At 70.4% G+C, this 20,588-nt stretch carries 22 protein-coding genes; 10 read left to right on the top strand and 12 right to left on the bottom strand.

Going from position 1 to position 20,588, the window contains the following annotated elements:
* Positions 1-8: 8 nt before the first annotated feature.
* Positions 9-953 (bottom strand): sigma-70 family RNA polymerase sigma factor, encoded by a 945-nt coding sequence (locus RM779_RS29410; RefSeq protein ID WP_311620833.1) that lies wholly within the window; start codon positions 951-953, stop codon positions 9-11.
* A 10-nt stretch (positions 954-963) separates the two neighbouring features.
* Positions 964-2,208: an NAD(P)/FAD-dependent oxidoreductase gene (locus RM779_RS29405; protein ID WP_311620832.1), complete on the bottom strand. Its 1,245-nt coding sequence runs from the start codon at positions 2,206-2,208 to the stop codon at positions 964-966.
* A gap of 255 nt (positions 2,209-2,463) precedes the next feature.
* Here RM779_RS29405 and RM779_RS29400 point away from each other — a divergent pair, with 255 nt between their 5' ends.
* A complete protein-coding gene (locus RM779_RS29400) occupies positions 2,464-4,731 on the top strand; it encodes a glycosyl hydrolase (protein WP_394813418.1) in 2,268 nt (755 codons plus the stop codon).
* A gap of 61 nt (positions 4,732-4,792) precedes the next feature.
* Here the strand turns inward: RM779_RS29400 and RM779_RS29395 are convergent, their stop codons facing one another.
* From RM779_RS29395 to RM779_RS29385, 3 genes are all read right to left on the bottom strand, one after another.
* Entirely contained in the window at positions 4,793-5,755 is a 963-nt protein-coding gene (locus tag RM779_RS29395) for a phosphotransferase family protein (RefSeq protein ID WP_311620831.1), read from the bottom strand.
* A complete protein-coding gene (locus RM779_RS29390) occupies positions 5,752-6,309 on the bottom strand; it encodes a MarR family winged helix-turn-helix transcriptional regulator (RefSeq protein WP_311620830.1) in 558 nt (185 codons plus the stop codon). The genes RM779_RS29395 and RM779_RS29390 overlap by 4 nt, the downstream gene beginning before the upstream one ends.
* 348 nt (positions 6,310-6,657) lie before the next feature.
* Positions 6,658-7,335, bottom strand: coding sequence for a TetR/AcrR family transcriptional regulator (locus RM779_RS29385; RefSeq protein ID WP_311620829.1), 678 nt, complete (start codon positions 7,333-7,335; stop codon positions 6,658-6,660).
* A 107-nt stretch (positions 7,336-7,442) separates the two neighbouring features.
* Between RM779_RS29385 and RM779_RS29380 the strand changes: the two genes are divergently transcribed.
* Complete coding sequence (locus RM779_RS29380; RefSeq protein ID WP_311620828.1) at positions 7,443-8,501, top strand: aldo/keto reductase; 1,059 nt, start codon at positions 7,443-7,445, stop codon at positions 8,499-8,501.
* A gap of 299 nt (positions 8,502-8,800) precedes the next feature.
* Positions 8,801-9,358, top strand: a complete 558-nt coding sequence (locus RM779_RS29375; protein ID WP_311620827.1) for a cysteine hydrolase family protein — start codon at positions 8,801-8,803, stop codon at positions 9,356-9,358.
* A 135-nt stretch (positions 9,359-9,493) separates the two neighbouring features.
* On the opposite strand, the gene RM779_RS29370 is transcribed toward RM779_RS29375, so the two are convergent.
* The gene (locus tag RM779_RS29370) at positions 9,494-11,371 is read right to left on the bottom strand and encodes a coagulation factor 5/8 type domain-containing protein (RefSeq protein WP_311620826.1); all 1,878 of its coding nucleotides are present in this window, start codon (positions 11,369-11,371) and stop codon (positions 9,494-9,496) included.
* A gap of 136 nt (positions 11,372-11,507) precedes the next feature.
* Here RM779_RS29370 and RM779_RS29365 point away from each other — a divergent pair, with 136 nt between their 5' ends.
* Positions 11,508-12,356, top strand: coding sequence for an alpha/beta hydrolase family protein (locus tag RM779_RS29365; protein WP_311620825.1), 849 nt, complete (start codon positions 11,508-11,510; stop codon positions 12,354-12,356).
* Here the strand turns inward: RM779_RS29365 and RM779_RS29360 are convergent.
* From RM779_RS29360 to RM779_RS29335, 6 genes are all read right to left on the bottom strand, one after another.
* Positions 12,333-12,869 (bottom strand): HAD domain-containing protein, encoded by a 537-nt coding sequence (locus tag RM779_RS29360; RefSeq protein ID WP_311620824.1) that lies wholly within the window; start codon positions 12,867-12,869, stop codon positions 12,333-12,335. The two genes, RM779_RS29365 and RM779_RS29360, sit on opposite strands and share 24 nt — an antisense overlap.
* Before the next feature lie 25 nt (positions 12,870-12,894).
* A complete protein-coding gene (locus RM779_RS29355) occupies positions 12,895-13,257 on the bottom strand; it encodes a class I SAM-dependent methyltransferase (protein ID WP_311620823.1) in 363 nt (120 codons plus the stop codon).
* A 68-nt stretch (positions 13,258-13,325) separates the two neighbouring features.
* A complete protein-coding gene (locus RM779_RS29350) occupies positions 13,326-14,219 on the bottom strand; it encodes a phosphotransferase family protein (protein WP_311620822.1) in 894 nt (297 codons plus the stop codon).
* A gap of 20 nt (positions 14,220-14,239) precedes the next feature.
* Complete coding sequence (locus tag RM779_RS29345; protein ID WP_311620821.1) at positions 14,240-14,995, bottom strand: hypothetical protein; 756 nt, start codon at positions 14,993-14,995, stop codon at positions 14,240-14,242.
* 334 nt (positions 14,996-15,329) lie between these two features.
* Positions 15,330-16,160 carry a helix-turn-helix domain-containing protein gene (locus RM779_RS29340; RefSeq protein WP_311620820.1) on the bottom strand — a complete coding sequence of 277 codons (831 nt, stop codon included), beginning with the start codon at positions 16,158-16,160 and terminating at the stop codon, positions 15,330-15,332.
* Positions 16,157-16,654: a DUF6879 family protein gene (locus RM779_RS29335; protein WP_311620819.1), complete on the bottom strand. Its 498-nt coding sequence runs from the start codon at positions 16,652-16,654 to the stop codon at positions 16,157-16,159. Before RM779_RS29335 ends, RM779_RS29340 begins: the two co-directional genes overlap by 4 nt.
* A 572-nt stretch (positions 16,655-17,226) precedes the next feature.
* On the opposite strand from RM779_RS29335, the gene RM779_RS29330 reads away from it, so the two are divergent.
* The 6 genes from RM779_RS29330 to RM779_RS29305 all read left to right on the top strand — a co-directional run bounded on the left by RM779_RS29330 (position 17,227) and on the right by RM779_RS29305 (position 20,567).
* Positions 17,227-18,417: a helix-turn-helix domain-containing protein gene (locus tag RM779_RS29330; RefSeq protein ID WP_311620818.1), complete on the top strand. Its 1,191-nt coding sequence runs from the start codon at positions 17,227-17,229 to the stop codon at positions 18,415-18,417.
* A gap of 209 nt (positions 18,418-18,626) precedes the next feature.
* Positions 18,627-18,953, top strand: coding sequence for a hypothetical protein (locus tag RM779_RS29325; RefSeq protein ID WP_311620817.1), 327 nt, complete (start codon positions 18,627-18,629; stop codon positions 18,951-18,953).
* Positions 18,946-19,146: a hypothetical protein gene (locus tag RM779_RS29320; RefSeq protein WP_311620816.1), complete on the top strand. Its 201-nt coding sequence runs from the start codon at positions 18,946-18,948 to the stop codon at positions 19,144-19,146. Before RM779_RS29325 ends, RM779_RS29320 begins: the two co-directional genes overlap by 8 nt.
* Entirely contained in the window at positions 19,143-19,364 is a 222-nt protein-coding gene (locus RM779_RS29315) for a hypothetical protein (protein WP_311620815.1), read from the top strand. The genes RM779_RS29320 and RM779_RS29315 overlap by 4 nt, the downstream gene beginning before the upstream one ends.
* Positions 19,365-19,947: 583 nt before the next feature.
* Complete coding sequence (locus tag RM779_RS29310; protein ID WP_311620814.1) at positions 19,948-20,187, top strand: hypothetical protein; 240 nt, start codon at positions 19,948-19,950, stop codon at positions 20,185-20,187.
* Positions 20,187-20,567, top strand: coding sequence for a toxin Doc (locus RM779_RS29305; protein ID WP_311620813.1), 381 nt, complete (start codon positions 20,187-20,189; stop codon positions 20,565-20,567). The genes RM779_RS29310 and RM779_RS29305 overlap by 1 nt, the downstream gene beginning before the upstream one ends.
* The last annotated feature ends 21 nt before the right edge of the window (positions 20,568-20,588 follow it).

Genomic DNA, 20,588 nt, shown 5'->3' with positions numbered 1-20,588 from the left:
GGCTGTGATCACCACGCGCTGATGACCGGCGCGTCCGGAACGTGCTGCCGCCAGGTCTCGTTGAGGCGCCCGAGCCGGTCCGCGGCGGCGATGCCGTGCAGGGCCGTGACCTTGCCCTCGCCGACCTCGAACGCCACGATGCCCACGACCCGGCCGTCCACCACGGCGAGGACGGCCGGGGAGCCGTTGATCACCTCGATATGCATCGCGGGCGAGCCGCCGGCCAGCCGCCGCTTCGCCGGTGTGGGCTTGAAGCCGGCCCGCGCGAAGGAGGCGACCCGCTCGCGCGTCTCGTACCGCACCAGCCGCTTGCTCAGCCCGGCGCCGTCCGAGACCGCCGTCGCGTCGTCGGTGAGCAGCGCCACCAGCCGTTCGGTGCGCCCCGACATGGCGGCGGCGAGGAACTCCTCGACGACCCGGCGCGCCGACGCGGGGTCGGCCTCGCCGCCGCGGCGGTGCCCGGCGACGTCCCGGACCCGGGACCTGGCCCGGTGGGCGTGCTGCTGGCTCGCGGACTCGGTGATGTCGAGAATCCCGGCGATCTCCGCGTGGCTGTACAGGAAGGCAACCCGCAGGACGTAGACGGCCCGCTCGACCGGCGCGAGGCGCTCCAAGAGGGTCAGTACGGCCAGGGACACCGATTCGCGCTGCTCGAAGGTGTCGGCCGGGCCGAGCATCGGGTCGCCCTGGAGGAGCGGCTCGGGCAGCCAGGCACCGGCCGCCCGCTCGTGCCGCGCCTGCGCCGAACGGAGCCGGTCGAGGCAGAGATTGGTGACGACCTTGGTCAGCCACGCTTCCGGCACCTCGACCCGTTCGCGATCCGCGGCCTGCCAGCGCAGGAACGTGTCCTGCACGGCATCCTCGGCGTCGGCGGCCGAACCGAGCAGACGGTACGCGAGCGAGGCCAGCCGGCCCCGGCTGGCCTCGAACCGATCGACGGCTGCCCTGTCCACGCGGAACAGCCTATGCCGCGCCCCGCACCTCGGCCAGGTCGGACACGGTGGCCAGGCGGCGCTTGCGCTTCGGCATGCCGAAGGTCGGATGGGCGATGCCCCACCCGGCCCCCATGAGCACCCCCGACTTGATACGCGCGGCGGTCCGGCCGCCCAGGAACCAGGACTTGGCACGGACGTCCCGGTCCACCATCTGGATGATCGCGTCCCGCCGCCCGAGGCTGATGTGGTTGCCCTGGTACTTCAGGCCGGTGGTCGGGACCTTACTGCCCGTCAGGCGCGCGATGATCGCGGCGGTCGCCTGCATGTTGGTGAAGCCTGCCGAGGCGCAGGACATCGGCAGCGGCAGGCCGTTGTCGCCGATCGCGTAGGCGCTGTCACCGGCGGCGTAGACGTCCGGGTGCGAGACCGAACGCATGGTGCGGTCGACGACGATCTGGCCGGTCCCGGCGACCTCAAGGCCGCTGGCCGCCGCGATGGGCTGCACGATGAACCCGGCGGACCACACGGTCACATCGGCCGGGATGGACGTGCCGTCGTCGGCGATCGCCCGTACCGGCTCGACGGCTTCGATGCCGGTGTGCTCGTGAACGGTGATGCCGAGCCGGTCGAAGGCCCGGCGCAGGTGATCGCGGGCCTTCGGGGAGAGCCAGGCGCCCAGTTCGCCGCGGGCGGCGAGCGCGACCGAGAGGTCGGGCCGGGACTCGGCGAACTCGGTGACGCTCTCGATGCCGGTCAGCCCCTCACCGACGACCAGCACGGTGCCGCCCGCGCCCAGGCGGGCCAGGCGCTCGCGCAGCCGCAGCGCCGAGGGCCGGCTGGTCACGTCGAAGGCGTACTCGGCCGCGCCGGGGACGCCGCGGTGGGCCACGGAGCTGCCGAGCGCGTAGATCAGCGTGTCGTACGCGAGTTCGCCGTCGCCGCCGACATCCCCACCGGCATCCCCACCGGCATCCCCACCGGCATCCCCACCGCCGTCCTCGTCGGTCACGGCGACGGTCTTGCGTTCGGGGTCGATGCCGGTGACGCGCGCCAGGCGCAGCCGCACCGCGGTGCCCGCGAACACGTCGGCGAGCTTGCGGAGCGCGAGGTCCTGGCCGCTCGCGAGCTGGTGGAGCCGCATCCGCTCAACGAAGTCGGGCACGGCGTTGACGACGGTGATCTCGGTGTCGGCGGGAGAGAGCCGGCGAGCCAGGTTGCCGGCGGCGAAGGCCCCGGCGTATCCGGCGCCGAGTACGACGATGCGGTGCTTCATGGCGTTGCTCCCTGTCTCGTTCGCGTGGCCTTTGAACGGGACGGCACCCAGATTGCTGACAGGAGCCGCGTGTGACACGGGTCACTGCCCAGGGCCGACTCCCGTTCCGGCTCCGCGACCCGGCTCCGCGACCCGGCTCCGCGACCCGGTTCCCGTTCGAAGCATTGACACAAAATTTGCCGATCTCTAGGTTCGACCGCGTACATGAGAGCGCTCTCAGCCCGTCCCCCCACCGGTTGCGAGGTGCAACAGCACATGAGGCCCCCGACCCCCACCAGACGTATCGCGCTGATGCTGACCGCCGCGGCCACCGCGCTGGCCGGACTGGCGCTGGTGCCCGGCTCCGCGACCGCCGCGGACATACCGGTCGGCAGCGGCAGTTACTCGGACACCAGGCCGGAAGGCACCGCCGGGCCCGAGGACAACCAGGGCAACCCGGTCACGCCGCAGGTCACCGAGGCCATGGCCGGTCAGCCGGTGCCCACCAACGACTGGTGGTCCTCGCTGGTCTTCAAACGGTACGGCGACAACCCGTACTCCCAGCCCATGTTCGGGCACCCCCTCAGCTACCGCGCCGTCGCCGCCGGGCTCGAAGTCGGCTACCCGACCCAGGCGGCCATCGTCGGCGAGGGCAGCGGCTACGAGTTCCCGCACCAGGCCGACCTCACCCTCGGCGTCGCCGGGCTCAACTCCCCCGACACCAAGGCCGACGGCTGGTCCGACTGGACCGTCAGCCCCTACTGGGAGGACGCCGGTCACACCTTCCGCGCCACCATCGGCCACGGCAGCCCGTACGTGTACGCGGAGGCCACCGGCGGCAACGCGGAGATCACCGCATCCGCCGCGCCGGAGGTCTTCTCCGACGAGGGCAGCGTGCTCGGCATCACCGTCGCGGGGCACGACTACGCGCTGTTCGCGCCGGGCGGCAGCACCTGGCAGGTCTCGGGGTCGACGATCACCTCCGGCCTCGGCGGCCAGGAGTACTACTCGGTCGCCGTCCTCCCCGAGCGGGGCGCGCTGGCCGAATTCGCCCAGTACGCCTACAGCTTCGTCACCGGCTCCACCGTCGAGTGGGACTACGACGAGGCGGGCGGCACCGTGAACGCCACGTACACCCTCACCACCGAGGCCAGGGAGGGCGAGGAGACCGGCACCATCCAGGCCCTCTACCCGCACCAGTGGCAGCACACCGCGGACGAGTTGACGGCCTACGAGTACGTGTCACCGCGCGGCACGATGAAGGTGCGGAACGGGAACGCGTTCACCACCTCCCAGGCGGTCACCGGCGTGCTGCCCGCGCTGCCGGCCGGCGACGGGCCCGACACCGCGCAACTGACCGCGTTCGTCAACGAGGTGGCCGCCTCCGCCGAGATCGCCGTGGGCGACACCTACTGGAGCGGCAAGGCGTTCGGCCGGCTCGCCCAGGTGGTGCCGATCGCCGACCAGATCGGCGCGACCGAGGCGCGCGACACGCTGCTCGACGCGATGAAGTCGCGCCTGGAGGAGTGGTTCACCGCGGGCGGCGACACCGGCTTCGCCTACGACGCGGACTGGCGGACGCTCACCGGCTATCCCGCCTCCTACGGCAGCGACCGTGAGCTGAACGACCATCACTTCCACTACTCCTACTTCGTGTTCGCCGCCGCCACGGTGGCCCAGTACGACCCGGCCTGGGCGGCCGAATCGGCCTGGGGCGGCATGGTCGAGGAGTTGATCGGCGACGCCGCGAACCCGGAGCGCGGCGACGACCGCTACCCGTTCCTGCGCGGCTTCGACGTCTACGCCGGACACAGCTGGGCCTCCGGGCACCAGGGCTTCGCGGCCGGCAACAACCAGGAGTCGTCCTCGGAGTCGGTCAACCTGAGCGCGGGCCTGATCATGTGGGGCTCGGCCACCGGCGACACCGCCCTGCGGGACCTGGGCGTCTACCTGCTCACCACCGAGTCGGAGGCGATCAGGCAGTACTGGTTCGACGGGGACGAGGAGAACTTCCCGGCCGACTACCAGCACAACACGGTCGGCATGGTGTGGGGCAACGGCGCCGCGCACGCCACCTGGTGGACCGGCAACCCGGAGGAGATCCACGGCATCAACGTGCTTCCGGTGACGGGCGGTTCGCTGCACCTGGCCCGCGACAAGGACGCCATCGCCCGCAACCTGGAGGAGCTGGTGGAGGAGAACGGCGGGCCGCCGGTGGAGTGGAAGGAGATCCTCTGGGAGTTCCAGGCGCTCGGCGATCCGGCCGCGGCCAGGGCCGCGTACGACGGCGACGGCGGCGGCACGTACGAGCCGGAGGCCGGCGAGTCCTGGGCGCACGTCTACCACTGGATCTACACCCTGGACGCGATCGGCGCGCCGGACACGTCGGTCACCGCGGACAGCCCGACGGCGGCGGCCTTCGCGAACGGTGACACCGTCACCTACGCCGCGCACAACTACGGCGACGCGGAACAGACGGTGACCTTCTCGGACGGCAAGGTGCTCACGGTCCCGCCGCGTTCCTCGGCGAGCGAGGCCGGCTGACACCACATCTCCCACGAGCCCGCACCCCGCCGCCCGCATCCGGGCGGCGGGGTGCGGCGGCTCAGTCCGCGGCCCGGCCGCGGAGGCCGAGTGCCGCCCGGACGTCGTCGCGGCGCAGAGCGGCGGCGCACCACGCGAAGTGGCCGTCCTTCCCGTCCGCTCCATAGGCGTTGGCCCCCGCGACGGCGTAGGCGGCGCGGTAGATCAGGAGCCGTTCGCGGTCGTGGCCGAGCGCTTCGAAGCGGCGCAGCAGCGCCGCGTCCCGCCGCGCGGCCTCCGGCCCGTACATGTCGCGGAAGCCGGCCGCGGTGGACGCGTCGAAGGCATTGTCACCGGCGGTGGTGAAGAAGCCCCAGTCCAGAACGGCGGTGACCCGTCCGGCGCCGTCGACCAGCAGGTTCTCCGGGCAGATGTCGCCGTGCACGATCGCCTCGCCGCCGCGGGCGCCGCGGCCGGTGAGGCGTTCCAGCCGGTGCAGCAGGCGGTCGAGTGTCGTGTCGAAGTCCGGTACGGCGGCGGCGAGTACGGGGTGGAACGCGGCGGCGCGGCGCCGGACGAGGGCGGCCAGGGCGGTGGGCCAGTCGGCGTGCCCCGCCCATAGCGGCGTGTCCTCGCCGAGCGCGGACAGGGCGCGGGCGGCGGGGCCTGCCTCGGTGCCCGCCAGTGCGGTGACGACCGTGGCCGTCGCCTCCTCCACGGTGGCGTCGGACAGCCCGTGCGCCTCGGTCAGCGGCGTGCCGGACAGCTCGTGCTCGATGCTGACCGCGGTGCCGCGGTGTTCGTGGCGGGCGACGATGCGGGGGGTGGCGAACGGCAGGTGCTGTGCGGCCAGTTCCTCGTAGAAGGCGCTCAGCCGGGACAGGCGCCGGCCGCCCGCGCCGTGCGGTCCGGTCCACGCCTTGCCGACCAGCCCGCCGTCGAGGCGGTGGACGACGCCCTCCATGCCCTGGCCGATCGGCCCTGCCGAACGGTGCCCGAGCGCGTCGAAGACCGCTGCCCAGTCGGTGTCGAGCGGTGCCGTCACGCCGCGCCTCCCGCGTCGTTCCCCGCGTCCTCGTTCCGCGCGTCCCCGTTCCCCGCGTCCCCGTTCCCCGCGTCCCCGGGCGGCAGTGCCGAGACCTCCGCCTCGTACGCCTGAATCGCCCGGACGAACGTGGCGCGCTCCTGCGGTGTCAGGCCGTCGAAGACCGTGCGCCAGGCGCGCGCGCCCGCGGCGAGCCACGCGTCGATGGCGGCGCGGGTGTCCGGGTCGCCGGTGAGCGAGACGATGGTGCGCCTGCGGTCGCCCGGGTCGGAGCGGCGCCGCACGACGCCCTGCCGTTGCAGGTCGCTGACCATGAGGCTCACGGTGGTCGGGGCGACTTCGAGGCGGGCGGCGAGATCCTTGACGGGGGTGGGCCCGTCGAACAGCAGGCAGGAGAGCAGCGTGAGGTGCCGCGGGGCGAGGTGCAGGGAGCGCAGCCGCTCGGGAACGGGGGCGCGCTTGGCACGCGAGACGAGGCGCGGCAGTGTCAGGAGCATCGCCCGAACGGCCTGCTCCGTGCTCAGGCTCGCGCCCGTGACCGGCTTTGTCGACATCCCCGTGACCTCCGCGCGCCCCACGGTACCCGAGGCCGGCGGCGGCGCGGGGCGCGCGGGGGCGAGTGCGGGGATCAGCTGATCGCCCACAGGCTCGTCATCGCCTCGCGTGGGAGAACCAGGGCATGCGCCCCCTCTCTCGATACCGCCTACCGCATCCTCACCGATGACGCCGACAGCGCCGAGCGTGCCGCCGATCCGTGCCCCGCGAGCCGGAGGGCGGCGACGGCCCCCGTCCGCTCGGTGTTCCCGCCCCCTGCGGCCGACGCCCCCAGCGGAGTACCCGGTCGTTCCCGAGCCCCCGTCGTTCCAGCACTGGTGGGCCAGGGGGGCCAGGGCCCTGGAGACCTACGGAACGTGCGCGGGCCGCGGCGTCGAACGGCTGACTCCCGGCCTCGTGCCGGAGGGCCGCGTGCTCCGCGGGTACGCTCCCGCGCGCGCCGCAGCCGCGGCGGCTTCGGCGGCCCGGTCCGCGGCGGCTTCGTCGAGGCGATCGCCGCTGGTCAGCAGTCGGTAGTAGAGGGGGGCGGAGGTAGCACGGATCACCTCGTGGGTGTCGGTCCCCTCGGGCACCTCGCCCCGGTCGATGGCCTGCTGGACGCAGGGTGCCCACTCGCTGACGCGGATGTCGTAGAAGCGGTGCAGAGCCTCGGCCGTCTTCGGCTCGCAGGTGGCGGCCGCGATCACCGCCTTGAACAGCGCCCCCTGCCGCGGATCGGCCAAAGTGCGCTGCACGAGCCGGGCATTGGCCCTGAGGTCGCCGAGCAGCGAGCCGGTCTCGGTACGCGGCAGTGACTGCTCGGCCATGTCCGTCAGCAGGTCGGCCACCAAGCCGGTCACCGTTCCCCAGCGGCGGTAGACGGTCGTCTTGCCCACCTCGGCACGGCGCGCGACGTCGGCGAGGTCCAAGTGGGCAAAGCCCCGCTCGGCCAGGGAGTCCCCGGCCGCTTGCAACACCGCCGCCCGCACCCGTGCCGTGCGCCCTCCCGGCCGGACGGTCCCCGGCTCCGCACTCTCCGCATCCATAACGGGACCCCAGTTTCGTTAATTGCTTACACCTGCTACCTTGAGGACAACACTAACGGAACTACAGGACCGTTAGCTAGGGCAGTTGAGCAGATCGAGGAGTGGCCATGGAGTACAGGCGGCTGGGTGCATCCGGGCTCAAGGTCCCCGCGCTGAGCTTCGGCGCGGGGACTTTCGGCGGCCGAGGGCCGCTGTTCGGCGCCTGGGGCAGCACCGATGCGCGAGAGGCACGCCGCCTCGTGGACATCTGCCTGGACGCCGGGGTCACGATGTTCGACACTGCCGACGTCTACTCCGGCGGCGCGTCCGAGGAAGTGCTGGGCGAAGCGCTCAAAGGCCGCAGGGACCAGGTGATCGTATCCACCAAGACCAGCCTGCCGATGGGCGACGGCCCAGGCGATGCGGGCTCCTCCCGGTCGCGCCTGATCACCGCGTGCGAGGACGCGCTGCGCCGGCTCGGCACCGACTACATCGACCTTTTCCAACTGCACGCCTTCGACGCCGGTACACCCATCGAGGAAGTCCTGTCCACGCTCGACGATCTCGTTCGAGCAGGAAAGGTCCGCTACCTGGGAGTCTCCAACTTCTCCGGCTGGCAGGTGATGAAGTCCCTCGCCATCGCGGAGAGGCAAGGCCGCCCGCGCTACGTCGCCCATCAGGTCTACTACTCCCTCATCAGCCGCGACTACGAATGGGAACTGATGCCCCTCGGACTCGATCAGGGCCTCGGGGCACTCGTCTGGAGCCCGCTCGGCTGGGGACGGCTCACCGGCAAAGTCCGCCGCCACCAACCGTTGCCCGCCAGCAGCCGACTGCACCACACCGCCGACTACGGCCCGCCGATCGAGGACGAACATCTCTACCGCGTGGTCGACGCCCTCGACGAGATCGCCCAGGAGACCGGAAAAGCCATTCCGCAGATCGCCATCAACTGGCTGCTACAGCGGCCGACCGTCTCCTCCGTCATCATCGGCGCCCGCAACGAGGAGCAACTCCGTCAGAACCTCGGCGCCATCGGCTGGACGCTCACGCCCGACCAGATGGCGAAACTCAACGCGGCGAGCAGCAAGGCAGCGCCCTACCCATACTTCCCCTACCGGCGCCAGGAAGGCTTCGCCCGCCTCGCCCCGCCAGTGGGTGACCTCACACCTCCCACTGCTGCCTGACACCGGCATCAAGCGGCTGGAGCGGACAAACGCGCGTCCCAGGTCCGGGCCGACGGGTGCGGCGTCGCCCAGCGCCATGCCCGGACCTGGGACAACTGCGTTGACGGCCACAGACGGTGACAGCGATACCTCACCAGCCGAGGAACAGGCGACAGCCGCTTACGCGAGATCGCCAGTTGCACACGCAGGGAAGGGCCCGGCGTCTCCGGCGCCGGGCCCTGGCCCGACCGCGCCCCCGACCCCGACCCCGACCGGGACCCCGACCGGGAGACCCGCGGACCGCCGAGAGATAATTCAGCATGAACCGGACAGCACTCATCGTCACCGACATGATCAACACCTACCGCCATGCCGACGCCGAGCTGCTGCTCCCCTCGGTGCGCGCCGCCCTGCCCGGGCTGCGCCGGGCCATCCACCGGGCCAGGGCGGAGGGCATCGACGTCATCTACGTGAACGACAACTTCGGCCGGTGGCGTTCCCAGCACGACGAGCTGCTCGACGCGGCCCTGCGCGGGCCGCACGGCGACCTGGTGGAGCCCGTCCGGCCCGACGACGACTCGATGTTCGTGGTGAAGGCCCGCCACTCCGCGTTCTACGAGACCCCGCTGGAATTCCTGCTCTCCCAGCACGGCGTCCGGCACGTCGTGCTCACCGGCCAGGTCACCGAGCAGTGCGTGCTCTACTCCGCACTCGACGCCCACATCAGGCGCCTGCGCATCAGCGTGGCCGGGGACGCCGTGGCGCACATCCACGCCGACCTCGCCGACGCCGCGCTGCGCATGATGGAACGGAACATGGCCGCCCGCGTCACCGACTCCACCGACGCCGCCCTGTTCACGGCCCCGGACGCGGACTGACCTGCCTCAGCCCGCGTTCCTGTAGGCCGGGATGCGGGGGCCCATCCCTCCCCAGGGCTTCCTTCCTCGGTGCTCCGCACCGTTCCCGATCCGCGTTCCCGATCCACAGCGTCGGGCCGGGGCGGGGAGCCGGGCCTACGGGTAGTTGACCCAGTACTGGACCTGCGTTCCGGTGTTCGCGGTGCCGCCGGTCTCGTTGATGACGCGGTTGATCGTTCCGACGCCGCCGAGGGAGACCGTCACCAGATCATGGAACCGCACGCCCGGCGTGTCGGGGACCTCGAAGCCGCGGCTCGCCACCACGCCCGGATTGACGTTGAAGAAGCAGTAGCTGCCGACGCCCCACGCCTCGTGGCTGGTGACCGAGTCGGCGACCTTGTAGGCCGCCCAGCCGAGGCTGCCGTTGCCGCTCGACCCCCAGGCCGCCTGGTCCGGCGGGTCGTAGGGCAGCTCGTTCTGGAAGAAGTACGTCCGCCCGCCGTTGCCGTTCCAGACGGTGTTGTACTCCTGGTAGTGCTCGACCATCAGCCCGTACATCGTCACGTCGTCCCCGTTGATCACCACGCCGTTGGCGCCGGTGCTCACCGTCCAGCCCCACGTGCCCGAATTGCCGTGGTCTGCGCGCCACACCCACAGGTGGTCGCCGATGACGTGGTCGCTGTTGACGGTGAGACTGACCGAGGCGCGGCCCAGGTGCGAGCCGCCGACGCGGAAGAACACGTCGTGCAGGGAGGTCGGGTTGTCGGCGTGGCCCGCCGAGGCGCCCTCGGGGCCGACCTCCATCAGAGTCGGGGAGTTGACCGCCCCCGCGTCGATGAGGATGCCCGCGACCTTCACGCCGTCCACGTCCGCGATGCGGATGGCCGGCTGCCCGGTGTCCGGCACCAGCGTGGCCAGGCCGATGCCGAGCAGCACGGTGTCCGGGTTCTCGACGAGCAGCGCCTCGTCGAGGTGGTGCACCCCGGCCGTGAACAGCAGGTGCCTGCCCTCCGCCAGCGCCTCGTTCATCGTCGCCGCGGGGGTGCCGGTGCGCACCACGAAGAAGTCGGCGAGCGAGATCGACTCGCCCGCCGCCGCGCCGCCGTTCCAGCTGCACCCGGACGCGTCGCGGCGCAGCGCCGGGACGAACACGTGGTACGCGCCGGAGCCGTCGACGTACAGGAACGGCTTCTCCCTGATCACGGGCGTCCGGTCGACGACCGTGTGCGAGGGGTTCGGGAAGTGCTGTCCCGGCACGCCCGTGGAGCCGACGAACACCATGTTCCACACCGACCCGTTCCACGCGCCGAGGTCGCTGTTGCGGGTCAGCCACTGCTGCTGCGAGCCGGACTCGACCACGCCGTCGACCTTGCAGTCGGCGAGCAGACCGCCGCTGGCCCAGCCGTCGTAGCCGTTCCACAGCTGAACGCCGATGCCGCGCAGGTGCATGCGGCGGTACGGCGCGGCCTGGGAGACCGCCCAGCGCTCGATCTCGCCGGCGGGGACGCTGACGGAGAAGTTCTCCGCGCCGCGCCAGAAGTTCTGCGTGGCGTTCCCCAGGTTGTTCGGGTCGTCGCCCTGCTGGAGCCAGTCGGCCTCGACCCGGACGTGGCCGTTGACGGTGACGTCGTCCGGGTTGAGCCCGAGGCCGATGATCTGCGTGTAGAAGCGCAGGTTGACGTCGAGGTCGTAGGCGCCGGGGCGCAGCAGGACCGCGTGCCGTTCGGTGCCGAACTGATTGGTGTGCATCTGGGCCGAGATGGCGTCCACGCGGCTCTGCATCTCCGCCGCGGACATGCCCGGGTCGAACACCAGGACGCTCGGGCCGAAGTCGGGGTTGCGCGGGTCGGTAGGCGGCACCGCGGAGGGCCGCGCGGGCGCGCGGCGCGCGGGGGCGGCCGGGTCGGCCGGAGCAGCGGCGGCGCCGCCGGCGCCCGCGGCGAGCACGGGTCCCGCGGCGAGCAGCGCCGCGGCGCCGAGGCCGGTCACGGAACGGCGCGAAGGCGGGCGCGGCTGCTCGTCAGCTGAGGTCATGGGGGGCTCCTGAGTGGGGGAGGTGAAGGGGCGCGGCGAGCGCTCGGAGAGCGCTCTCTGAGGGCCTCGGCGCCGAGTTTGTGTGCGTGGCCGCACGGTGTCAAGGCGGCGAAAGGACCGGAACAGTGCCGGAACCGTGCCGGAACTCCCGCCGCTGCCCTGGCACTTCACGGTGCGGCGGCTACTGTGGGCGGCGATGCCGCAGGCGACAGGGAGGGCCGTGGTGGGGGAAGACCGTTCCGTGCTGACCAGACCCGCTCCCCCGCCCCCGCTGCACCTGCGCCACGGGGATGGCGCGGCGCACGTTGCCGACGGCTGGCCCGGCGACGAACGGGCCGCGCGGCGCCCGCTGCTGCTGCTGATCCACGGCGGGTTCTGGCGGCCGGAGTACGACCGCGAGCACACCCGCCCGCTGGCCGCCGCGCTGCGCGGCGCGGGCTGGACGGCCGCATCCGTCGAGTACCGGCGCGAGCCAGGCGACCCGCACGCCACCACGGCCGACGTTCGCGCGGCGCTCGACCGGCTGCCGGGCGAACTGGCCGCCGCGGGCGCTCCGTTCGACGGCCGCATCCTGCTGGTGGGGCACTCGGCCGGGGGCCACCTGGCCCTGTGGGCCGCCGCGGCACACCCACCGGACGGGCTCGCGGGCACGCTGGCCCTGGCGCCGGTGGCGGACCTGCGGCTGGCACACCGGCTCGGCCTGGACGACGGCGCGGTCGCCGACTTCCTCGGCGGCCCACCGGACGACGCGGCCGCACTCGACCCCGTGCGCCTGCCCGCCCCCACCACCCCGGTCGCCCTCGCCCACGGCACGGACGACATCCGCGTACCCCCCGCCCTCAGCACGGCCTACACCACCGCCCACCCCACCGCCCGGCTCCTCCCCCTCCAGAACACCGGCCACTTCGAGCTGATCGACCCCCTCAGCACCGCCTGGCCCACACTGCTCACCACCCTGAAGTCACTCGCCGCCCCGAGCACGTAGGCGCTGCGTGGTTGCCCAGGCTCGAACGGTCCGAAGGTGTTCGCGCTGGATGCCGACGCGGTGTTGGGGCTGGACGAGGAGAGTGGGTCGGCCGCTGGTGGTGCGGGCGGTGGCCCAAGTGTGGTCGGCGGGGGTGAAGTCGTCATCGATCCAGGCGAACGGAGTTCCGGCGGCGTGTTCGGCGAGGTGGTTGCGCTTCCAGAGGTAGCCGTCGGGGTGGCTAGTCGTCAGCGGGAGGTGCGGAAGGGAGACGTGCGGCCAGGCGGGGAGGCCGAGGCGGGGAGCGATGAGGGCGGAAGCGTCCTGACGCCAGCTGGTGCACCACACGGGGATCAGCCCGGTGTCGGCGATGAGTTCCCGCAGTTGGAGACCGTGATGGGGGTTGAGCCAGATCTTGACGGGCTTGCCGTAGCCGGTGGGAGTGACGTGATGGATGTGGTGGGTGGTGGGTGTGTTGCCATCGTCGTCTGGTCCCGGAATGAGGACTCCGTCGACATCGAGGTAGAGAAGCATGCCGGTTCTCCCTTGTTCACGCAGGTCAGCGTCGAGTGAGGACGGTGATGTAGTCGTGACGGTCGTCGGCGCGAAGGACGATGAGTAGCTGTCCGCCGGGGCGGAGCGCGGTGGCGGTGGCAGCCAGGAGAAGGCGGGGGGTGGTGAAGGAGAAGGCTCCGAAAATGGACAGGCAGACATCGACGGAGCCGGGCGGAAGGCTGCGCAGGTGCTCGGCGGCATCTCCGAGGAGTAAATGCAGTCGGGGGAGGTGGCCGTAGAAGGTGCGGGCCCGGTGGACCTTTGCGGGATCGTGGTCGATGCCGAGGCATCTGGCGCCGTAGGTAGTGAGGTGGGCGAGGTTGTGGCCACTGCCGCAGCCGAGTTCGACCACCAGGGCCCCGGTCAAGTCGCCGAGGAGGGAAGCGTCGGGGCCGGTGCCCGGCCGTCTGGTGAGTTCCAGGCGGCCGGGCGGGGTCAGACGTGCAGGAGTTCGGCGGCGTCCAGGACGTGACGGGTGATGACGGTCATCCACTTGTCCTCGGCTCCCTCGGCCCAGCCCAGGCCGATCTGCTGGCTGAACCATTCGGCCACCCAGACTCGGTGCCAGCCCAGGGCCCAGGCGGCGGCGTCAAGGCCACCGCGGTCGGCCAAAGCCTCGGCGGGACCGCCGGCTTCGGCGTATGTGGTGAGGAAGGCATGGGTGCGATCGGTGCCGGGGGCGGTGGTCGTGCCGTGCCAGGAGGCCAGATCCAGCAGGCCAGGGCCGGTGAAGGCCCGTGCCAGGTCCAGCACTCGCAGGCCGGCGGTGCCGACGTGAAGGGAGGTCGGGTGGAATTCGGAGTGCACCAGGCCGAACGGCGGCAGCTCGGCGTCCATGGCGCGGACCTGGGCAGCCCGGGACAGGGCGTTCGCCGCGGTGCGGGCTTCCTCGGTGGCGCCATAGCGGACCAGGCGCCGGGCGATTTTCTCGGGGAGGGCGGCGAGTTCGGTCTCACCGACGCGAGGCAGGCCGAAAGCCGAGGCGACGCGGTGGATCTGGACGGCGGCGGCGGCGCCGTCCAGATCGTTGGCCTCGCGGACGGGCACACCGAGGTCTTCGATCAGCATGCCCAGCAGGTGCCCGGTGTGGCGGGCAGCCTGGACGATGGGGACTGGGAGCCCGGCGGCGGCTGCGGCCTTCAGGGCGTGGTCTTCGCGGTCGAAGGGTGCTTCGGCGTACTTGAACACCACGGACGTCGCGCCGGGAAACGCCAGGCGTTCCACGCCGGAGCGGGCCCAGACCCGGATCGGCTGGCGCTCGGCGCCCCGGGGCAGGCCGGCGTCGGCCAGCAGGTCGGACAGCATGACGGTCACATCCGTGGTGTCCATCAGAAGACTCCGTTAGTCGGTCAGTTGCCGGTCTGCGGACTGGTGCGACAGGCGTACACGGCGGCCAGCCACTCGTCGCGGAAAGCCCGCAGCTCGGTGCGGAAGGTCTCGACGGAGGCGCCATACGGCAGGCATGCACCGCCGGACTGATCAGGTACGGACTGGCAGCCGTGCACGAGCCGTCCGCCGAGGGCAGCGTGGGCCCTGATGGACTCCACCCGCCGTGACTCGTTGAACCAGGTGCTGTGGTACACCTCGTCGATCGTGCCGCCGGTCGCCTCGTCCAGGTCGAAGACGACGGAGGTGGCGGCCGGGAAGAACCAGCACGGGCCGACGTTGGCGATGCGGCCGTCCGGCTCGACCTTGTTCAGGGCCATCAGCGTGGCCGCCTCGCGCAGCATCCGCAGCTCGCCCGGGCCGATCTGTTCCAGGCCGCCGACCGGCAGCAGTTCGTCGCGGAAGAGGTAGGAGTACACCTCGAAGGCGATGGTCAGCACCTCGGCGGCGTCGGCGGTGGAGCGGCCATGGGTGCGGATGAACTCCAGCGCGGTCTGTTCAAGGGCGGCTTCGGCCGTCTCTGCCACATGCAGGAGCCGGTCGCGGACCAGTTGCCAGTCGCAGACCAGCCAGGAGGAGGAGTCGAAGCGGAAGAAGTACTCGGCCGGGTCGATGGTCAGGCGCTTGCCGTCCACGGTGAGTCCGGGCAGACGGGACCAGCGCGGGTCAAACGCCCGGCGCAGTTCGACGCTGATGGCGGGTGGGGCGGTGGCGGTCATGTGCGCAACCTCCTTGGTTTCGCGGATGGGTGACCGCGCTCCGCGCGGTGGTGCCTGCGGGGCACGGGTGGTGCACCGCCCGTCCGGCCGGGGTCGTTCTCTCCGGCCGTACGGGCGGCAGTCTTGCGGTTCCCAGGTTGATGGCCCGAGTCCGATCAACGGACTCATATACGTGCCGACCAGCGAAGCGTGATCCATAGAACGCGGCCTTCAGTTCGCGCAGTTCGCGCGCTGCCCCCTGTCAGGGGCGACGCGTCGACCGAAGAGACCATTCATGGGGGACATCTCCTTGCACTACCGGAGTACCCAGAATAGAAATCTGCAGGGGAAGGGTCTAGCCAGTTTCCTGTTCCCGCAAAAACTCGTCTCTGGTCTTTTCCAGCTTCGCCCGCATCTCGTCACCTCGAAGGGCCGCAGTGCCGAAACGTTCAAACTTCCGCATGTACACGGCTACGTCTCTCGGATCGGTGACGACGATCTTTGCGTGCACTGTCTCGACAGAGACGGTCCTGTCATCTCGGATAACGAACGCGTGACTGGCGATGTCGTTCTGTCTCGCGGCAGTTGGGACGACCCGAACGTCAACGTTAGGCAGCCGGGACAGAGAGATGATTCGATCGATCTGCTCAGCCATCCGATTATCCGAAACGATACGCCACCGCAGCACGTGCTCGGTGACAATAAAGCTCACATCTTTGGACTCGTCGCACAGAACCTGTTGTCGTTCCAGACGGGCTTGAGCGGTCCGTGTGAGGACTTCGGGAGTCAACCCATGCCGAGACATGACAGCTCGGGTATATTCGGGAGTCTGCAGGAGTCCGGGGATAAGCGCGGGCTGGAAAACCTTCATTATGGCCATCTGGGCTTCAATGGCCTTCAACTGCTCCTGCGCCTTATGCAGCCCCATACGCCGGAGTTCACGCCAAGCCGTAGCTTCTGTTACCTGGGCCCTCGCAATCCTCAGGTACTCGGCTTTGACTTCGTTCGACACACCTAGAGCTATGAGAATTTGGTCAACATCCGTGAGGGAGGGAGTAACCTTACCCGTTTCAATCTTGCTGAGCTTACTTACAGACATAGCAGAACTCCGGGCGACGGATTTCGCTTCCTTTTCGGCAGCCTGCCGAAGCGCCCGGAGCGCCGCACCCAGCTCTCCTCTGTTCACTCCCGGTACTTTTCCCACCATTCCTCAAACGGCACCGCACGACTCACAGCGATGTTGCGATACTCGACGAACTCAGGCACTCTCTCCGACGGGAGGGTTTCTGAACCGATGTACTTCCCGTCATCCTCATACTTCATGACCTCCACGGTGGATTCGTCGTACATCCAGAAGTCGCCCACCCCTTCCAGGGGATTCGGCTGGTCTGTGGTGTCGAGAATGAAGAACTCTTCTCCGGCAGCCATGTTCCGGTGGTAGCCCCAACCGAGTTCATAGCGGAGATAGTCGGTCAGCGGGCGCGAGAGGACATGCACACGATACATTCGCCTGTCGTTCTCCACAGCACGGCGGACGGTCGAGACCCATGGGGAGTTCATGAACTTTTCCGGCCGCGGTTCACCGTTCAAGAAGGCGTGGAAGTGCCCTTCCAGTCGAGAGACGCCGTAGTTGTCGAGAGTTTCCAGGCGAAATGCCTCGGTCCGAAACTCCTCAATCATGTTCCGCTTAGATGACACCATTCGAGATCGCCTTCCGGATCAACGATACGGGGATTTCAACGACTCCCTCACCCTCGGAAAGTTTGACTCCGTGGTCGGCCAGTAGATCACCCTGGACGGCCAGCGTGCCCCGCTCGGTCCGGTAGAGCGTCGGACACTCGTTCTCGTCACACTCGCCCACCAAGCGCGTCAGCTTCACATCTTCCTACCTTCGGGTCGCTGTCTGGACTGTTCTTGCTCCGAACTTCCCACAGGGACACAGGCGGACAACGGGCAAGTTTTTCCAACACAGGAAACCGGGCGCCCCAGGTTAACAAATGACCGATATTGACTGCTTTCGCCTAGCCGTGATGCTTTTATCGCTCCGGTTGGCGTCTGCTCGTGCAGTGGACCGGAGGCCGCACCGCCAGGCAGGCTGCGCCGCCCCGCGAATCGTCGGCGCGGGCCGCTTCCTTGGAGCCCGGACCGCACAACGGTCCGCCAGTGAGAGGCGGGCCGCTCGCTGTTGGCCCGGTTGCGCCGGGAGTACCGTTTGTGAGTGTCGAGTCAAGAACCGCACATCGGGAGCCAGCATGCCCGACCGCACCGGCGTCGGGGCACGCATCCAGGAGCTTCGCGCCATCAGGGGATACTCTCTTGCGCAGCTCAGTCAGCGGGCCCACGTCTCCGTATCACAACTGTCCAGGGTTGAAACCGGGAAGCGATACGCCTCACCCACCATCACCGCCGCCGTGGCCAGGGCGCTCGGCGTGGGTGTCTCCGTCCTGCGTGGCCAGCCCTACATCCACATGTTGCAGAAGGAACACTTGGACGCCCTTCTGAGCCCCATCAGTAGCGCACTGGACAGCTGGGATCTCCCCCCGGACGGGGAACCCGCGCCGCGCTCCCTGGACGTTCTGGAGGCCGAGCTGCGGCGCATCGTGGATCTGCGTGTAAGGACCGAGTTCGCCACGATCGCCGAGCGCCTGCCGGCACTGATTATCGAGGCAGCTCTCTCCGTGCAGCTTCACGGTCGCCCCGGCCACGACCGGGAACGTGCCTTCGGCATCCAGGCGGAGGTGGCCCGCTCGGCGGCGATCATCGCCTACCGGCTCGGCTACATGGACCTCTCACGCCTTGCGTTGACGAGGATGGCCATTGCTGCCCCGCAGAGCGGCGACCCTCGCCAGGTCGCCGTCGAACGCTACGAGCGGGCGCACATCACCCACGCGGAGAGCAGTCGGCCAGACAGGGGCGTCGCCCTGATGCGCCTCGCGCTCCGCGACCTGGACGACGACGGCGCCCCGGCGACCCGGGCGATCCGTGGCACTCTGCAGCTGCGCGCGGCAATCCTCGCTGCCACGCTGAACGACAGGAGCGGGGCGGATGACTGGATGGGGCAAGCCGCGGAACTCGCGGACGCCGTCGGAGAAACGACCGATTACGCAATGGCGTTCGGGCCGCTGAACGTGGCGCTCAACGAGATGGCGACACGAGCGTCCCGGGAAGACTATGACGGTGCACTCCGGGTGGCGTCGCGGGTCCGGCTGCCGGAGGATTACGCGCCCACCCGGGCGGCCGGATTCTGGGTGGAGAAGGCCAAGAGCGAGACCTGGACAGCCCGGCTCGATGACGCGATTGAGTCCCTGCACCAGGCGCAGTCTGTCGCACCGCAGCTGACCCGCTACCACCCAGGAGTTCACGAGACCGTGGGGACGCTGCTGCGCGCGCGGCCCCGACCGACTGCCCGCTTGAGGGAGTTCGCACAGTGGAGCGGCGTGTAACACGGCGACGACTCTCCGTCAACTGATTCACCCCCTTTCCCCTTGCCATCCGGGCAACGCGCGCGTGTTTTTGCCCGGGCAGGCTGTGACTGTCAGCGAAAAGACCGTCACGGGAGCCGATCATGGTGACATCCGACGTACTGCCCGAGTGGTTGCCCACGGAGGGGGTGGAGTCCTTGCCGTGTGGGCGGTGGTTCGACGGAGTGCAGTTGCCGACGTTTGTCGGGTTGCGGGTTGTCTCGCGGTTGCGGGAGCGGTCGGGGCCGGTCGTTCAGGATCAGGTCGCGGACGTGCTGACGTGGCTGGTGCGGCCGGGTGCGGCGGCGGGGTGGGAGGAACGGGCGCCGGGGGTGGACATCATGCGGGCGCCGCGGGTGCTGGCCGTGCCGCCCGCGTCGTGGTGTGAGGGGCCGTGGACCGGTGGCGCGGCCATCCGCTGGCTGATCGGCCCGACTCCGACGTGCCTGACCGATCCGCCGGTGCTGCTGGAAGCGCTGCGGCACGTGCTCCCACCGCGGGGAGGCCGCCGTGCCTGACGCGCCGCTGCCCGTCCTGCTGATGGGGCTTGATCTGGAACGGGACCTGTCGCCGCGGCAGGGGTCCGGGACCGCCTGTGTACTGTGCCGGGCCTGGCTCGGCCACCGCCCCGGCGAACGTTCCCGCGTCCTGGCCACCGTGAACGGCCGCCCGCTGCACGCCTGTTCCCCGGCCTGCGGGGGGCGGCCGTGAACGCCGGGGTACTCGTATCGGTCGAGGTGGACGCCGCCACCATCGCCCGCGGCGACCAGATCATGATCGGCGGCCAGACGTTCACCGTCACGGATATGACCGCGCTGCGCGGCGGTGCGAAACGGGTCGTGTTCACCGGTGGTGAATCACTGGTCATGACCCGCTTCACCGTGCTGTGGGCCGCCCGCCGCCACAACCCCCGCCGATACCGCCCTTGAGCAGCGCCGACGGCCGAAAGCCGCGGCGGGCTCCCCGTTCGACGGCCGCATTTGGCTCGTGGGGCACTCGGCGGGGGGGGCACCGCGGCACACCGATTCAGGCCGGCGGAGGTGGCCGAGGTTCAGGGCTCGGGGCGTGGGGGGCCTGGCTACACGGCCGGGGCACTGGCGACGCGTTCGCGGAAGTCCCGCACGGCCGGGATCTCCGTCCGCTCACGCATGCCGGCGGCCAGGTCGCGCAGTGAGCCGGCGGCGCGATGGGAGCCCAGAGCAGACCTCCAGCATGCCCGATGCGCGCCCCCGGCCTTTCCCCGGGGGCGCGCATCGGGTGTGCGCACCGGCTACCCGGGAGCGCGCCCCGTCCGGGCTCGGTCACCAGTCCTCGTCTTCGTCCCACGGATCGGGGTCGTCGCGATCGGCCGCGGCGATCCGGCCGGCCGCCTCGCAGTCCATCGGTGTCTCACGGGCCATGCACTCAGCATCCGCCCCGCCGGCCAGGACGGCGGGGCGCGCGTCATCCGCATGGGGGGCGGATTGGGCTGGCACCTCCCCCGGCCAGGTACCAATCAGGTACCTTGAGGGTATGCCTTCCCTGAACATCGCCTTCACCGACGAGGAAATGGAAGCTGTCCGGGCGGCCGCGGCCGCCGACGGCAAGTCCCTCAAGCAGTACGTCCACGACCTCCCGCTGCGCGAGCTGCACCGTCGGCAGTTCGTCCGCTACGCCGCCACCTTCGGCGAGCAGCACGCCACCGAGTTCGACGATGCCTTCCCCGACGAAGCACCTCCCGCCCAGCACCAGCGGGGAGCCGAAGCCGCCTGATGGCCCCCGTCTACATCGACGTACCCTGGCTCCTGGACGTCCAGGAGCAGGCCGTCCCCGAGGACGTCACCGTCGCCGACTACTCCGCCTTAGTCGCCGCCGTCGCCCGCCACAAGACCCGCATCCCCCACCCGACCACCGCCGACCCCGACCCGGCCTGGCGCGCCGCAGCCCTGCTGCACACCCTGGTCCGGCTGGAGCCGCTGCCCTACCGCAACAGCCTGTACGCCTGCCAGGTCGCCGCCGCCTACATGCACGTCAGCGGCGAAGGCATCGACCCGCCCTACGGCGCCCTGGTCGAGCTGGTGCGCGACATCCAAGCCTGCAAGGCCACCATCTACACCGCCGCCGACCGCATCCGCACCTGGCGCATTGCGTGACCGATCAGCCTCCCTCCGCGC

The organism is Streptomyces johnsoniae, assembly GCF_031845565.1.
GTDB classification, from domain to species: domain Bacteria; phylum Actinomycetota; class Actinomycetes; order Streptomycetales; family Streptomycetaceae; genus Streptomyces; species Streptomyces johnsoniae.
This window is presented reverse-complemented; position numbering and strand designations above follow the sequence as displayed.

What these genes read in the sequence shown, in the direction of transcription:
- RM779_RS29345 (WP_311620821.1), bottom strand. Translation starts at nt 14,995, where the DNA reads ATGACCGCCACCGCCCCACCCGCCATCAGCGTCGAACTGCGCCGGGCG.
- RM779_RS29330 (WP_311620818.1), top strand. Translation starts at nt 17,227, where the DNA reads ATGCCCGACCGCACCGGCGTCGGGGCACGCATCCAGGAGCTTCGCGCC.
- RM779_RS29360 (WP_311620824.1), bottom strand. Translation starts at nt 12,869, where the DNA reads ATGCTTCTCTACCTCGATGTCGACGGAGTCCTCATTCCGGGACCAGAC.
- RM779_RS29375 (WP_311620827.1), top strand. Translation starts at nt 8,801, where the DNA reads ATGAACCGGACAGCACTCATCGTCACCGACATGATCAACACCTACCGC.
- RM779_RS29405 (WP_311620832.1), bottom strand. Translation starts at nt 2,208, where the DNA reads ATGAAGCACCGCATCGTCGTACTCGGCGCCGGATACGCCGGGGCCTTC.
- RM779_RS29400 (WP_394813418.1), top strand. Translation starts at nt 2,464, where the DNA reads ATGAGGCCCCCGACCCCCACCAGACGTATCGCGCTGATGCTGACCGCC.
- RM779_RS29390 (WP_311620830.1), bottom strand. Translation starts at nt 6,309, where the DNA reads ATGTCGACAAAGCCGGTCACGGGCGCGAGCCTGAGCACGGAGCAGGCC.
- RM779_RS29380 (WP_311620828.1), top strand. Translation starts at nt 7,443, where the DNA reads ATGGAGTACAGGCGGCTGGGTGCATCCGGGCTCAAGGTCCCCGCGCTG.
- RM779_RS29370 (WP_311620826.1), bottom strand. Translation starts at nt 11,371, where the DNA reads ATGACCTCAGCTGACGAGCAGCCGCGCCCGCCTTCGCGCCGTTCCGTG.
- RM779_RS29305 (WP_311620813.1), top strand. Translation starts at nt 20,187, where the DNA reads ATGGCCCCCGTCTACATCGACGTACCCTGGCTCCTGGACGTCCAGGAG.
- RM779_RS29385 (WP_311620829.1), bottom strand. Translation starts at nt 7,335, where the DNA reads ATGGATGCGGAGAGTGCGGAGCCGGGGACCGTCCGGCCGGGAGGGCGC.
- RM779_RS29350 (WP_311620822.1), bottom strand. Translation starts at nt 14,219, where the DNA reads ATGGACACCACGGATGTGACCGTCATGCTGTCCGACCTGCTGGCCGAC.
- RM779_RS29335 (WP_311620819.1), bottom strand. Translation starts at nt 16,654, where the DNA reads ATGATTGAGGAGTTTCGGACCGAGGCATTTCGCCTGGAAACTCTCGAC.
- RM779_RS29310 (WP_311620814.1), top strand. Translation starts at nt 19,948, where the DNA reads ATGCCTTCCCTGAACATCGCCTTCACCGACGAGGAAATGGAAGCTGTC.